Origin of the sequence: Methylibium sp., from assembly GCF_965279545.1 — a bacterium.
Classification (GTDB): domain Bacteria; phylum Pseudomonadota; class Gammaproteobacteria; order Burkholderiales; family Burkholderiaceae_C; genus Methylibium.
Window position 1 is genome coordinate 1,334,842 of the sequence record NZ_OZ257250.1, and the last position, 13,925, is coordinate 1,348,766.

General features: G+C 68.4%; 9 protein-coding genes and 1 tRNA gene. 4 read left to right on the top strand and 6 right to left on the bottom strand.

Annotated features, from left to right (window positions below; all coding sequences use genetic code 11):
* The first annotated feature begins 55 nt into the window (after positions 1 to 55).
* The gene (locus ACQY9S_RS06215; protein ID WP_428423956.1) at positions 56 to 4,429 is read left to right on the top strand and encodes a tandem-95 repeat protein; all 4,374 of its coding nucleotides are present in this window, start codon (positions 56 to 58) and stop codon (positions 4,427 to 4,429) included.
* Between the two features lie 70 nt (positions 4,430 to 4,499).
* Here ACQY9S_RS06215 and ACQY9S_RS06220 read toward each other — a convergent pair whose 3' ends face one another.
* Both ACQY9S_RS06220 and ACQY9S_RS06225 read right to left on the bottom strand, forming a co-directional pair.
* Positions 4,500 to 6,419, bottom strand: coding sequence for a bifunctional diguanylate cyclase/phosphodiesterase (locus ACQY9S_RS06220; RefSeq protein ID WP_428423958.1), 1,920 nt, complete (start codon positions 6,417 to 6,419; stop codon positions 4,500 to 4,502).
* 31 nt (positions 6,420 to 6,450) lie between these two features.
* Positions 6,451 to 7,128, bottom strand: coding sequence for a transglutaminase-like cysteine peptidase (locus ACQY9S_RS06225; RefSeq protein ID WP_428423960.1), 678 nt, complete (start codon positions 7,126 to 7,128; stop codon positions 6,451 to 6,453).
* A 289-nt stretch (positions 7,129 to 7,417) separates the two neighbouring features.
* Here ACQY9S_RS06225 and ACQY9S_RS06230 point away from each other — a divergent pair, with 289 nt between their 5' ends.
* Both ACQY9S_RS06230 and ACQY9S_RS06235 read left to right on the top strand, forming a co-directional pair.
* The gene (locus ACQY9S_RS06230) at positions 7,418 to 8,896 is read left to right on the top strand and encodes a TolC family outer membrane protein (RefSeq protein ID WP_428423962.1); all 1,479 of its coding nucleotides are present in this window, start codon (positions 7,418 to 7,420) and stop codon (positions 8,894 to 8,896) included.
* A 133-nt stretch (positions 8,897 to 9,029) separates the two neighbouring features.
* Positions 9,030 to 9,106 (top strand) — tRNA-Pro (locus ACQY9S_RS06235).
* A gap of 99 nt (positions 9,107 to 9,205) precedes the next feature.
* Here ACQY9S_RS06235 and cadR read toward each other — a convergent pair.
* Positions 9,206 to 9,694: a Cd(II)/Pb(II)-responsive transcriptional regulator gene (gene cadR, locus ACQY9S_RS06240; protein ID WP_428423964.1), complete on the bottom strand. Its 489-nt coding sequence runs from the start codon at positions 9,692 to 9,694 to the stop codon at positions 9,206 to 9,208.
* Positions 9,695 to 9,837: 143 nt separating this feature from the next.
* Here cadR and ACQY9S_RS06245 point away from each other — a divergent pair, with 143 nt between their 5' ends.
* Positions 9,838 to 10,476 carry a cation transporter gene (locus ACQY9S_RS06245; RefSeq protein WP_428423966.1) on the top strand — a complete coding sequence of 213 codons (639 nt, stop codon included), beginning with the start codon at positions 9,838 to 9,840 and terminating at the stop codon, positions 10,474 to 10,476.
* A 132-nt stretch (positions 10,477 to 10,608) separates the two neighbouring features.
* Here the strand turns inward: ACQY9S_RS06245 and ACQY9S_RS06250 are convergent, their stop codons facing one another.
* From ACQY9S_RS06250 to pheT, 3 genes are read right to left on the bottom strand one after another with little or no spacing between them, the layout of a single operon-like run.
* Complete coding sequence (locus tag ACQY9S_RS06250) at positions 10,609 to 11,076, bottom strand: MerR family transcriptional regulator (RefSeq protein ID WP_428423968.1); 468 nt, start codon at positions 11,074 to 11,076, stop codon at positions 10,609 to 10,611.
* Between the two features lie 36 nt (positions 11,077 to 11,112).
* Positions 11,113 to 11,454: an integration host factor subunit alpha gene (locus ACQY9S_RS06255; RefSeq protein ID WP_428423970.1), complete on the bottom strand. Its 342-nt coding sequence runs from the start codon at positions 11,452 to 11,454 to the stop codon at positions 11,113 to 11,115.
* A gap of 27 nt (positions 11,455 to 11,481) precedes the next feature.
* Positions 11,482 to 13,902 carry a phenylalanine--tRNA ligase subunit beta gene (gene pheT / locus ACQY9S_RS06260; protein WP_428423972.1) on the bottom strand — a complete coding sequence of 807 codons (2,421 nt, stop codon included), beginning with the start codon at positions 13,900 to 13,902 and terminating at the stop codon, positions 11,482 to 11,484.
* Positions 13,903 to 13,925: the final 23 nt, after the last annotated feature.

The following is a 13,925-nucleotide window of genomic DNA, read 5'->3' on the forward strand; positions in this document are numbered from 1 at the left end:
TGCCCGATATGCTCGACATCAGGATTTGCGGCCTCGCCGCGAGCAAAGGATCACCGTGCCCGTAGTCGCCACCGTTCAGCTCGGAAAAGTCACTGCGGTCTGGGGCACCGCCCTCGTTCGGCTGCCCGACGGCAGCACCCGCCCGCTTCAGGTCGGCGATGTCGTGCACAAGGGCGACGTGATCCTGACGGCGCAAAGCAGCATCGTGGAGATCCAGAACGGCGACGGCCAGACCTGGAGCACCGCGGCCGATGGGCCGTCGATCGAAGCCCCGGTCGGGGCACCGGGGGCGGTGGTGGCCGGCGCGCCAGAGGACATCGACCGGGTGATCCAGGCCTTGAACGACGGCAACCCCGACGCGGCCACGGCCGCCGGCGCAACGGCCAGCGGCGGTGAAGCGTCTCCGGCGCTGCGGGTCGGCCGCATCTCGGAGGCGGTGGGAAGCGGCTCGCTGGCGGTCGATGCACCGTCGTCGGCCCGTGCAACACCCCCACCCTTCGACGCCAGCATTCAAGACACCAGCCAACTCGGCGTCATCGCCGCGCCGCCGTCGGCGCCCAGCCCCAATCAGGCGCCCGCGGCCGTGGTGACGCCGGCCCGTGGCCCCGAAGATGGCGGCCCGATCTCGCTGAACCTGTCGGGCACCGACCCCGAGGACGGCGCGGCGCCGATCGTCACCGTGACCATCCTGCCGTCCGCTGCGCAAGGCCAGCTGTTCCTGGCCGACGGCAGCACCCCGGTCGTGCCCGGCAGCCCACTGACGGCGGCCCAGGCGGCCTCGCTGGTGTTCGTGCCGGCGCCGGACTTCCATGGCAGCGTCGATGTGCAGTTCACGGTCACCGATTCGGACGGCGCGGTGTCGGCTCCTGCCATGGCGGCGATCACGGTCACTCCGGTCAACGATGCTCCGGCGCAGATCCTGCCCGCGACTCAGGCCATGCCTGAGGACACCGCCCACGTGTTCTCGATCGCTGCTGGCAACGCGATCAGCGTCACCGACATCGACGGCGGGACGCTGACCACGACCTTGACCGTCGGCCACGGCAGCCTGAGCGCCGCGGCCGGCAGCGGCGCGACGATCACCGGCAACGGCAGTGGCTCGCTCACGCTGTCAGGCACGGCAGACCAGATCAACGCAGCGCTGGATGGCCTCGGCTACCAGCCCGCAGGCAACTACAGCGGTCCGGACGTGCTGACTGTCGGGACCAGCGACGGCGGGGCAGCGCCCATCGTTGCCACCGTGCCGATCGCGGTCACCCCGGTGGCCGACGCGCCGCGGATCGAGATCGGCCTCACCGGCGGACAGCTCTACGACCAGTTGCCGGGCGCCGTCGAAGGCGGGACGTTCAAGCGCTACGACGATGCGCCGACGATCGACCCGCTCAGCGCTGAAGACCCGACGTCGCTCGCCGCGTCGCTCGCCGGCCTGGTCCCGACGGACGTCACGATCGGGAACGCCTACACGATCCCGGACATCGTCCAGGACCAAGCCTACCGGATCAGCGGTCTGGTGTACCTCGAAGCCGGGCACAGCTACACCTTCACCGGCACCCGGGACGACACCGTGTCCATGGTCCTCGGGGGCGTGACGATCTTCCAGGAAGGATTCAATGTCCCGGGCCCGTATGAAGCCGCGCCGTTCGTGCCGGCCGGCTCGGGCTACTACACGATCGATTTCATCTTCTACAACGGGGATGGTCCCGGCTACGCGGAACTCACGCTCGAAGTGGACGGCGCGCCGCCGGTCGTGTTCGACAGCAGCAACTTCACGCTGGTCCCCAGCCTCGAGGCACTCGATGCCGTCGGCGCGCCGCACGGCGCTCTGGTCGGCAGCCAGGGTGGCGGCTACTACCCGTTGACGGGCACCGGCGTCGAAGACAGCCCGATCAGCCTGCCACCGATCGCCGTGGCCTTGACCGACAGCGACGGTTCGGAAGCGATTTCGGTGGTCACCATCGGCCAGATCCCGGTCGGCGCCACGCTTTCGGACGGCATTCACAACTTCACCGCGACGGCCGGCCACACGGACGCGACCGTCACGGACTGGGCGCTCGATCGGCTGGTCATCACGCCGCCGCTCCAGTTCAGCGGCAGTTTCGACCTTGCGGTCACCGCCACCAGCCGCGAGGCGGCCAATGGCGATACCGCTTCCAGCAACGTCACGATTCCGGTGATCGTGCTGCCAGGCGACGACGCTCCCGTGAACACGGCGCCCTCGTCGCAAGCGGGCAGCGAAGACACGCCGCTGGTGTTCTCGGCCGCCAACGGCAATGCGCTGAGCGTCGCCGACATCGACAGCCCGTCGCTGACGACGACCATCAGCGTGTCCAACGGCAGCTTCTCGCTGGGCTCGATGGCCGGTGTTTCCGTGACCGGCAACGGCACCGGCGTCGTCAGCGTCACCGGCTCGCCGGCGACCATCAACCTCGCCCTCGAAGGCGCCAGCTATCTGGCTGCGGCCGACTTCAACGGTGCGGCACAACTGTCGCTGAGCACCTCAGACGGGCTGGTGCCCGCGGTGCTGAGCACCGTCGGCATCAGCGTCGCGCCCACCGCCGACGTCCTGGCGGACGCAGCCACGACGTTCGAGAACCAGCCTGTCGTGATCGACGTGAATGCCAACGACACGTTCTCCAACCCCGACCACACCGTGACCGGGATCAACGGCCTGGGCATCGCCGTCGGCGGGTCGCTGGCGGTGGCGAACGGCTCGGTGCTGCTGCAGGCCGACGGCAAGCTGCTGTTCACGCCCACTGCCGGCTACAACACCGGCAACGGCCCGCCCACGAGCTTCACGTACACCGTGGTCTCGGGGGGGGCCATCGAAACGGCCCACGTCGACGTCACCGTGACGCCGGTGAACAACGCCGCAACGCCGACGCTGAGCGTGACGCCGGTCGGACGCTGGACTTTCGACGAAGGCGCGGCGGCATCGACGGTCGACCAGTACAACGGACGCACCGGGACGCTCACCGACTCCACACCCAGCCCGCTGACGCCGCCCACCTGGGTCGCTGGCCACTCCGGCACCTCCGCGACCGCCCTGCACTTCGACGGCACGGGCAGCTTCATCGCGCTGGGCGCTGCCACCACGGCGCCGCTGATGGGCACGGGCTCGCTGAGCTTCTGGATCAAGACGACGCAGACCGGAGCCGGCAACGCAGCCGGTTGGGATTCGCCTGCCGTCATCGCCAGCGAGCACAACGGCGGCGGGAACGACATCCAGTGGGGCGCGATCAACTCCGCGGGGAAGATCGGTTTCGGCATCGGCAACGTGAACGGTGTCTACAGCACGACGAGCATCAACGACGACACCTGGCACCAGGTGTCGATCACGCGCGATGCCGGGACCAAGCTCGTCAACGTCTTTGTCGATGGCGTGCTCGAAGCCAGCGGTTCCCCCAATGACGCCGCATTCAACGCGACGCTGAACCGCCTCGCCGGGTTCGGTGCGACCAACAATTTCGCCAACGACGCCGCTGGAACCGACCTGGCGGACAACCGCTTCCTGAAGGCCGACCTCGACGACGTGCGCATCTACAACCACGTGCTCACGGCCGACCAGGTGGCCGCGATCCGGTCGGTCGAGGCGGGGTATCACGACCTGGCAGTTGCCAACGATGGCGATGCAACCAGGCTCACGCTCTCGGCGGGCAACTACACCGCGCTGTCGGTGTCGGGCTTGAATGCCGGCATGGCGATCAGCGACGGCACGGCTGGCCACACCGTCACGTCCACCGGCAGCGACAGCACGATCGACCTGACGGGCTGGAACCTCGATGCCCTGTCCGTCACCGGCACCGCAAGCGGTTCGGCACTGCTCGCTTTCAATGCGACGAACACCGTGGGGGACGAAAGCCATTCGACCACTCAATACCTGAACATCGTCAACGGCAGCAGCCTGCTCGCCGGCGGCGCGGGGAACGACACGCTCGACGGCACGGCGAACGCCGACCTTCTGATCGGCAACGCCGGCAACGACACCCTGAGCGGCGAGGCCGGCAACGACGCGCTGGCGGGCGGCACCGGCGCCGACACCTTCGCCTGGACGCTGGCCGACCGGGGTGCCGCAGGTGCGCCGGCCAGGGACACCATCACCGATTTCAACGTGGCCCCCGTGTCCGCGGGCGGCGACTCGCTGGACCTGCGGGATCTGCTGATCGGTGCCAACCATGTCGGCGTCAACCCCGGCAATCTGCAGAGCTATCTCGACTTCGACACGAGTTCCACGCCGGGCAGCACCATCATCCACATCAGCTCGTCCGGCGGGTTCAGCGATGGTGCCTACGCGGCGGCCAGCGAAGACCAGCGCATCACGCTGCAGGGGGTGGACCTGCGCAGTGCACTCAGCCTGGGGTCGGCAGCGACCGACAACCAGATCATTCAGGAACTGCTGACGCGCAGCAAGCTGGTGACCGACGGGCCCTGACCCGCACCGCCGGTGGTGCCCCCCGCGGGGGTGGTTGCGTTACGCCGCCGTGGCCGGGAGTTCCATGACCTCAGTTCGGGGCTTGTGCGCTGGCCCAGGGGCCCGTGATCCCGTCCAGCCCACAGGCCCACAGCGCCTGTGCGTCCGCCGCGTCGGCCACTCCTTCGGCCAGCACCTGCACCTCGAGGCCGTGCAGCGTCCACGCCAGCCCACGCACGAAGTCCGCACGGGCGCTGTCCTGGGCGATGCCGGTGACCAGCGAACTGTCGAGCTTTACGAAGTCAAGACCGGCCTCGTACAGACGGTCGATGCGCGCCAGGCGCTCGCCCGCATGCTCGAGCCCGAGCTTGACACCCAGGGGCCGCAGTTGCCGCCCCAGGTCCCTCAGCACCGCCAACTGCTCGACGGCAGCACGCTCGGCGACTTCCAGCCACAGCGAGCCTGCGGCCTGCGCACGCGAGCCCACGAGGCTGCGCAACTCGGCCAGGAAGCCGCTGTCGTTCAGAGAATCAGTGGCGATGTTGACACCGCGCGACTGGCCATCGAGCGCGATCTGCTCCAGCGCCAGCGTGACCGCGATCAGGTCGGTCCGCGTGCTGAACTGGCTGCGCAGCGCCCAGGGCAGCCAGCGGGCTGCGGGCTCGAAGGAGCCGCCCTCGTGCAGCCGCAGCCGCAGCGGGCATTCCAGGTGCAACAGGCGGCCGTCGCGGCCGATCACTGGGTAGCTGCCGAGCCGGGCATCGCCACGCTCCAGCGCCTGCCACAGCAACTGGCGCCAGCCGCTTTCGCCCAGCGCCGACTCGAGCCCCGCGTCCTCCGGTGGGTCATCGACCGCGAGCCCGAAGCCGTCTTGCGTTTCGGCTCTTACCAGCGCCGCGTCGGCCGCCTGCATGAGCTTCGCAACGCTCTCGCCGGCACGCCAGGAGACGGCACCGATGGCGATGCTCACCCCGGCCCAGGGCTTGAGCGCCGTCTTCACGGTGGCGTGCAAGCCGGCGGCCATGGCTCTGGCATCGGTCTCGCCCATCAGCATGGCGAAGTCGGCACCGTTCAGACGTCCGGCCAGCGGCGCCGCGCTGGCGGCGGATGCGCCACGTAGGGTCAGCGCCAGCGTCTGCAGCAGCGCGTCCGCCGCGGCGTGTCCCGCTGCGCGGTTGACGCCGGCCAGGTCGCGCACCCGCAGCAGCAGCAGACCGCCTGCGCGCGGTGTGTCTTCACGCGCCAGCATCGAGCTCAACTGGGCCAGGAAGTGGGCGCGGTTGACCAGCCCGGTGAGCGGGTCGGTCTGTGCCTGCTGGCGCAGTGCTTCGAGCTGGGCACCCTGCTCGCCGAAAATGGCTTGCAACCGCTGCACCATGGCATTCATCGCGCGGCTGAGCTGGCGCAGCTCGGGCACGCGCGGCTCCTGCACGGTCACGAAACGGCGCTCGACGATCGCGCGCGCCTGTTCGACGGTGGCCTGCAGCGGCGCGCGGATGCGTCGCAGCACCAGCGAGCCGAGCGCACAGGCCAGCAGCCCGATCAACGTCAACCAGCCGGCCGACTGCGCGCTGCCGCGCCACAGATCGGCGAGCGCGAAACTCGAGGCGCTGACCACTTCCAGCGTACCCAGCGACCGCCAGCCATCGGACACCTGGGCCACGCCGGGCGTCGACGCGATCGGCACGAGGTTCGCGAACCAGGCCGGCACCGGCGCCGGCACGGACTCGGCACGGCGCTCGACCAGGATCCGGCCTTCCGGCCCCAGCAGACTGATGCGTTCATAAAACCCAGTGTCGAACTGCGCACTGATGGCCAACTCGGCCAGCGCCAGGTCGCCACTCTGTTGCGACAAGCTCAGGGCCAGTGCCTGCGCGTTGTCACTGTTCTTCAGTCGCAGCTGGGTTTCCAGATAGCCGCGCGCCGAGCCGACGGTGACCAGCGCACTGCCCAGCACGCCCACCACGATCGTGGCGAGCAGCAGCAGCCAGAGTTGTCGGATCAGTGACATCGGAGATCCCTCGGGATGATTTGCGTCTTGCTCATACAAAACCCTCTGCATGCGCCTTCGCCAGCACCTCGCGCCAGCGCGACAGCCGCGCCACCGGGTCGCCAGCCGTTTGCGCGCCGGTGCCCTGCCACAGCCCTTCGGCGTTGAAGCTGAAGACGGGACTGAGATCGCGGCGCGCCGAAGCCGGGCGGATCTCGGTCACCAGGTTGTCAAGAATCAGCGGCTCGGCCGTCGGCTCGGCGTAGTAGGCCAGCACCATGTGGGCTCGCACGCTGGCGCCGAGTTGGGCTCGCACGTAGACCATTCTCAGCTTCGCCGGCGGCACCCCGGCCGCGATCAGCGAAAAGTACTTGGCGATCGCGAAGTCCTCGCAATCGCCCGCGCCGCGCGCCAGCAGTTCCAGCGGACTGGCCCATTGGTCCACCTGGCCCACGGTGTCGATGTCTTCGGCGAAGACGATGCGCTCGTTGAACAGCCGGTTGAAGGCCTGCAGGCGCGCTGTCTCGGGCAGCGACTGCGTTGCGGCGATCGTCGACTGCAGCACGCGCACGCCGGCGACTGCATCGGGACCGTAGCGCTGCGCCGTGGCCAGCATGCGGTCGCGATCCCACGCCCACGGTGCCACGAGCTGCAACAGCAACACCACGACCACCAGATGCGCCAGCAGTGCCCCCCACCACGAGGGTCGGCTGCCGGCGGGTGCAGGCATCCGCAGGGCAATAGGGGACGCGGTTGCGCTCGGAGCCATCGAGCAGTTTTCGGCCATCCGCAGTGCGCACTTGAGCGTCTGACCGGCAAACCGGCGGCGCGGCCGACGACTCGTCGCGGCTTCGGCTGTTGCGAAAGTCACGCGGCCCGCCACCATCGAGCGCTCGAGGGCAGTGCGGCCCGCAGATCAGGGAGGAGTTGCCGATAAAGGCCGTGAGAACATCCGCGCCGCCCAAACCACGCTGTTGGAGGGTGAGCGCCCTGTCCTGTTTCGAATCGGATCCCACTCCATGACTGTTCCTCATACGCTGACCCTCGCCTTGTTGCTCGGTGCGTCGAGCGTTCTCGCGCAGACCGACGACCCCTTGAAGGCCGCCGCCCAGAAGGCCATCCAGACCAACCCCGAGGTCACTGCCCGCTTCAATGCGTACCGCGCCGCCGGCAACGAGATCGACGTGGCACGGGGTGCCTACTATCCGCGCGTGGACCTGAGCGCCGATGTCGGGCGCTCGCGCGACAGCATCGACTCGCGCATCCCGAAAGACCAGAACCTGTCGCGCACCGGCGTGGGCGTGAGCCTGACGCAGCTGCTGTGGGACGGCCGCCTGACGCAGACCGAGGTCAGCCGCCTCGGCCACGCGCGCAGCAGCCGCTACTTCGAGTTCGTCGATGCCACCGAACAGACCGCGCTCGAAGCGAGCCGCGCCTACTACGATGTGCTGCGCTTTCGCCGCCTGGTGCAGCTGGCCGAAGACAACTATGTGCAGCACAAGCTCTCGCACGACCAGATCCAGAACCGCTTCAAGGCCGGTGTCGGGCGCGGCGTCGACGTCGAGCAGGCAGCCGCGCGGCTTGCACTGGCCGAGACGAATCTGTCCACCGAAGTCTCCAACCTGCATGACGTGGTGGCCCGCTACCAGCGCGTGGTCGGCGAAGCACCGCCCGCGCAGGCGGTGCTCGGTGCGGGGTTGACCCAGGGGCTGCCCGCCACCGCAACCGACGCGCAGACGCAGGCGACCCTGCGCAACGCGAGCGTCTCCGCTGCGGTGGAGAGCCTGCGCGCCCTGAGGTCGCAATCGGAAGGCCAGCGCAGTGCCTTCCAGCCGCGGATCGAGGCGCGTGCACGCGGCAACGAGGGCCACAACCTCAACGGCCTGCAGGACCAGCAGCGTGAAGCTGCGGCCGAAGTGGTGCTGAGCTGGAACCTCTTCAACGGCGGCTCCGACCAGGCCCGGGTGCGGCAATTCGCCGACCTCGTCACCCAGGCGGCCGACCTGCGTGATCGCGCTTGCCGCGATACGCGCCAGACCGCCGCGATCGCCTTCAACGACACCGGCAAGCTCGTCGAACAGCTGCGCTACCTGGAGCGCAACGTCACGGCAATCGAGCATGCACGCGACGCCTACCGCCAGCAGTTCGAGATCGGGCAACGCAGCCTGCTCGACCTGCTGAACGCCGAGAACGAGGTCTACACCTCGCGGCGCGCCTATGCCAACGCGGAACACGAACTGCGCATCGCCTATGTGCGCACGCACGCTGCGACCAACAAGCTGACGGCTGCACTGGGCCTGTCGCGCATCGACACCGGCGCCTTGCCGGACGGTGACTGGCGTGCCGGCGAGGACGCTGCCGCCCGCTGCCCCATTGTCGACACACCACTCGTCACGACGCCGCGCAGCGAGCTCGACGCACGCGCGAAGGCACTGGCAGAAGCGCGTCCCGGCACCCCGAGCACCGCACCTGCTCCCAAGACGCCTGCTTCGCGCTGAGTGCAACCCGAAGTCGCCGGCATACTGCGGCGATCAACCGGCCGAGAGGCTTCAGTCCTGCGGGAGTTCGGGGCCCGGCTGAGGCGAAGAGCCTCGGCCTCAGAGGCATGCTGGGATATACTGCGCGGCTTGTCGGGGCGTAGCGCAGCCTGGTAGCGCACTTGCATGGGGTGCAAGGGGTCGCGAGTTCGAATCCCGCCGTCCCGACCAATAGATTCAAACGGGTTGGCTCTCACAAGGGGCCGGCCCGTTCGACTTTCTGGGCGCCGAGAATCCTTGCTGTGGTACTGCACCGACGCGCTGGGGCAATCATGCCCTGCGCACGCGAGCGCTAGGCCTGTCGTGCACCGTGCCCACATGCGCGTGCGCCGTCGGCCGCTGGCGGCGCGGCGCGCCGGGGTCGGGCAAGTCGTGACTGAGCTGCCGCAGGATCCCGCAGGCCTCGCCCACCCTCGCCGATTGGCATTGCGCGCGAAGTTCCCGCAGATGCTTCTCCAGCGCCTTGAGCTCGCGCACGCGCTGCGCGACATGCCCGATGTGCTCATCGAGCAGTGCGTTGACCTCGCCGCAGTCTTCGCGCGGCGCATCCTTGAACCGCAACAGCACGCGGATCTCGTCCAGCGTCATGTCCAGCGAGCGACAGCGGCGGATGAAGGCCAAGCGCTCGACATGTCCAGGACCGTAGATGCGGTAGTTGCCGTCCGTGCGTGGAGCCTGCGGCAGCAGCCCCTCGTGTTCGTAGTAGCGGATCGTTTCGACCTGGGTCTGCGCCGCCTTGGCCAGTTCACCGATTTTCATGTTGCGAGGCCCTCCTGATCAGCCCACGGGGCTGCCGGCGCCGGAAAGCGATGACCGCCATGGCGCACGGGGAGATCGTAGGCGCTTGACTCTGGAGTGGCTGCAGGGTTTTAAATGCCCTCATCGATGCTCGAAAATCCGTCATGAGCGATTCCTGCTGCAGCCACGGCTGCGCTCCACCAGCCGCCGCTCGATCCAGGCGCTACCGCCGCGTTCTCTGGGCCGCGCTGTTCATCAACGCAGCCATGTTCGGCGTCGAATTGGCAGGCGGCCTTCATGCCGGCTCGGTCTCGCTGCTGGCCGACGCGGTCGACTTCTTCGGCGACGCGACCAACTACGGCATCTCGCTGCTCGTGCTCGGCATGGCCGCCACCTGGCGCGCTCGCGCGGCGCTGTTCAAGGGCGTCACGATGGGCGCCTACGGGACCTTGGTGCTGGGCAAGGCGGTGTGGAGCGCAGCAGCCGGGACCGTGCCCGAACCAGTAACGATGGAGGTGATCGGTGCCCTCGCCCTGGTGGCGAACGTCTCGGTCGCCGTCATGCTCTACGCTTGGCGCGAAGGCGACGCGAACATGCGCTCGGTCTGGCTGTGCAGCCGCAACGACGCGATCGGCAATCTCGCTGTGATGGCGGCTGCGCTCGGCGTATCAAGCACCGGCTCGGGCTGGCCCGACCTGGCGGTGGCAGCGGTGATGGGCATGCTCGGCTTGACTGCGGCGCGCTCCGTGATCGCACAGGCACGCTCCGAAATGCAAACCACCCCCGCCACAGCGCACAGCTGAAGCCCGAGACATGGAGCACTTCAGACCTCATCTGCCGACGCTGCTCCACCCCCGCCAAGCCGCTCCGTCTTCATCGAGCAGACGGGCTCGCGCAGCCGAATACTCAGCGCGGTCCGGGCAGCGCTGCCGCCATCACGGTATCAACAGCTGGCGGATCGAGACGAGTTCGTCTCGCATCATCGCCAGCGTCGGTGGCCCTCCGTTGACGCGTACCAGGGCGACGGCGGCAGTCGGTGCCACCGCAGCCGCTTCCATCGCTTCTTCTTCGGTGACCTCGGCCGGCAGCCCACCATCGTCGAGTTCGTTGGGCTGCTGGGCTGCCTCGGCTGCCAGCACGGCGCGCACGCCGGCTTCCGACAGACGGTTGCGAGCGCCGCTGATGGTGAAGCCCTGCTCGTAGAGCAGTCCGCGGATGCGGCGGATCAGCAACACTTCGTGGTGCTGGTAGTAGCGGCGGTTGCCGCGCCGCTTCATGGGTTTGAGCTGAGTGAACTCCTGCTCCCAATAGCGCAGCACATAGGGCTTGACCCCGCACAGCTCGCTCACTTCACCGATCGTGAAATACCGCTTGGCTGGGATCGGCGGCAGCGCTTTTTCCATTGGAAATCAAGGGCCTGTGGCGTATTACCTCAGACTTTACTCGAACTCTTCTCCACTCGGTATGTCGCCTTGCACGACGCCCTTGAGTTTGTGGCTCGCATGGAACGTCACCACATTGCGGGCCTTGATCGGGATCGCCTCCCCGGTGCGCGGGTTGCGGCCCGGCCGAGGGGCCTTGCGCCGGATCTGGAAATTGCCGAAGCCCGAAAGCTTGACGTCGTGGCCCTCGACCAGTTGGCCGTGGATGAGTTCGAAAAAGGCCTCGACCATATCCTTGGACTCGCGCTTGTTCAGCCCCAGTCGCTCGAACAGCAACTCGGCGAGCTCGGCCTTGGTCAGGGTCGGTGTTTCGAGGGTCGGCAGCAGCACGCGGTCCATGGTCGGATTCTTCCGTAATGGCGTCGGTCAGGCGCGCAGGCGCGTGCCCAGGCGTGTGGAAAGCGCGTCGAGCACGGTTTTGACCGCCGCGTCGATGCGCTCGTCGGTCAGCGTGCCTTGCTCGTCGAGCAGTTCCAGGCGCACAGCGAGGCTGCGCTCGTGTGTCCTCAGGTCGGCACTCGGCGTCTTGGGGCGGTAGACATCGAACAGGCGGGCATTGCGCACCACGCCACCGGTCGGCGCGGCCGAGATCGCCTGCATCAGCGCTTCGTGGGTGACGGACTCGCCGACGATCAATGCGATGTCGCGGACCGCCGCCTGCTGCTTCGGGATCGGTGCATAGAACGGCAAGCGGGTTTCGGTGAGCGCCTGGGCATCCAGTTCGAACACGACCGCGGCCTGCGGCAGCTCATAGGCTTGCCGCCAGCGCGGGTGCAGCTCGCCGACCCAGCCGACGGCCCGGCCGTCGAGTTCGATGCGAGCACTGCGCCCGGGATGCAGCGCCGGGTGCTCGGCCGCGACGAAACGCGGTTGGCGCGGCACGAGCAAGGCTTCGACATCGCCCTTGACATCGAAGAAATCGATGGCGCGATCGCTGGCGCCCCACTGCAGTTCATCGCTGGGTCCATAGGCCAAGCCGCCGAGTCGCAGGGGTTGAGCCACACCCGCCACGCTGGTGTCGCTGTCGCTCACGCTCGCGTCGCGCAGGAACACGCGGCCGATCTCGAACACGCGCACGCGCGCTGCCTTGCGGGCGAGGTTGAAGCGCAGCACGTTGACCAGGCTGCCGATCAGGCTCGAGCGCATCACCGCCAGCGGCGCCGCGATCGGATTCAGCAGGCGTATCGGCCCGGCGTTGCCGGCGAAGTCATGCTCCCAGCGCTCCTCGACGAAACTGAAGTTCACCGTCTCCTGATAGTCCAGCCTGGCCATGGCGTGGCGCAGCGTGTGCATGCCGCGTCGTGCTTCCGACAGCGCGCGCGGCGTCACGGGCGCCAGCGGCGGCGTGTCGGGCAGCATCGAGTAGCCGAGGACACGGATGACCTCTTCGATCAGGTCTTCCTCGATCTGCAGGTCGAAGCGCCAGCTCGGCGGCCTGACGGTGACCCGCCCGTCCTCCTCTCTGCAGCCCAGCTCGAGGCGCTGGAACACGCCGACGCATTGGGCCTGCGTGACCGGCATGCCGATCACGCGGCTGGCACGATCGACACGCATCGACACCGGCGCGCGCTCGGGCAGCCCGAGAGTCTGATCGTCCATCGGGCCGGCCTCGCCGCCGCAGACGTCGAGGATCAGCTGCGTGATGCGTTCGATGTGCTCGACCGTCTGCGCCGGATCGACGCCGCGCTCGAAGCGGTGTCCGGCATCGGTGCCGAAGTTGTAGCGGCGCGAGCGACCGGCGACGGCCTGCGGCCACCAGAACGCCGCCTCGACGTACACGTTGCGGGTGTTGTCGCTCACCGCGGTGGCCTGCCCGCCCATGATGCCGGCGAGTGATTCGACCTGCAGCTCGTCGGCGATCACGCCCACGGCGGCGTCGACCTCGATGGTGCTGCCGTTGAGCAGTTCGAGCCGTTCGCCGGGGCGGCCCCAGCGAACCTGCAGGCCGCCGTGGATCTTGTCGAGATCGAAGATGTGCGAAGGACGGCCGAACTCGAACATCACGTAGTTCGAGATGTCGACCAGCGCGCTCACCGAGCGCTGGCCGCAGCGCGCCAGGCGTTCGACCATCCAGGCCGGCGTGGACGCCTGGGGGTCCACGCCGCGCACGATGCGGCCCGAGAAGCGGCCGCACAGATCGGAGGCCTCGATGCGCACCGGCAGCTTCGCATCGTGAGTCGCCGGCACCGGCGGGAAGGACGGCAGCTTCAGAGGCGCGCCGGTCAGCGCCGACACCTCGCGCGCGATGCCGTAGACACTGAGGCAATGCGCCAGGTTGGGCGTGAGCTTGAGCGTGAACAGCGTGTCGTCGAGCTGCAAATGGGTGCGGATGCTGGCGCCCACCGGAGCGTCGTCGGCGAGAACCAGCAGGCCGCCATGGTCTTCCGACAGCTTGAGCTCGCGCGCCGAGCACAGCATGCCCTGGCTCTCGACGCCACGCAGCTGACCGAGCTTGATCTGGAACGGCGCGCCGCCCACCTCGGCTGGCGGCAGCTCCGCGCCCACCAGCGCGCAGGGCACCTTGATGCCGGCGCGCACGTTCGGCGCGCCGCAGACGATGGACAGCGGCGCCTCGGCGCCGACATCGACCCGGCAGACGTTGAGCCGGTCGGCGTTGGGATGCTTTTCGACCGCAAGCACTTTCGCCACCACCACCTTGTCGAACGGCGGCGCGACCGGGCGCAGGTCCTCGACTTCGAGGCCGGCCATGGTCAGCGTGTCCGCCAGCGCGGCGGTCGACAGCGGCGGGTTGCAGAACTCGCGCAACCAGGATTCAGGAAATTGCATGAGACCTGTGTCGTTGAGGAGGC

What these genes read in the sequence shown, in the direction of transcription:
- ACQY9S_RS06220 (WP_428423958.1), bottom strand. Translation starts at nt 6,419, where the DNA reads ATGTCACTGATCCGACAACTCTGGCTGCTGCTGCTCGCCACGATCGTG.
- ACQY9S_RS06225 (WP_428423960.1), bottom strand. Translation starts at nt 7,128, where the DNA reads ATGCCTGCACCCGCCGGCAGCCGACCCTCGTGGTGGGGGGCACTGCTG.
- ACQY9S_RS06230 (WP_428423962.1), top strand. Translation starts at nt 7,418, where the DNA reads ATGACTGTTCCTCATACGCTGACCCTCGCCTTGTTGCTCGGTGCGTCG.
- cadR (WP_428423964.1), bottom strand. Translation starts at nt 9,694, where the DNA reads ATGAAAATCGGTGAACTGGCCAAGGCGGCGCAGACCCAGGTCGAAACG.
- ACQY9S_RS06245 (WP_428423966.1), top strand. Translation starts at nt 9,838, where the DNA reads ATGAGCGATTCCTGCTGCAGCCACGGCTGCGCTCCACCAGCCGCCGCT.
- ACQY9S_RS06250 (WP_428423968.1), bottom strand. Translation starts at nt 11,076, where the DNA reads ATGGAAAAAGCGCTGCCGCCGATCCCAGCCAAGCGGTATTTCACGATC.
- ACQY9S_RS06255 (WP_428423970.1), bottom strand. Translation starts at nt 11,454, where the DNA reads ATGGACCGCGTGCTGCTGCCGACCCTCGAAACACCGACCCTGACCAAG.
- pheT (WP_428423972.1), bottom strand. Translation starts at nt 13,902, where the DNA reads ATGCAATTTCCTGAATCCTGGTTGCGCGAGTTCTGCAACCCGCCGCTG.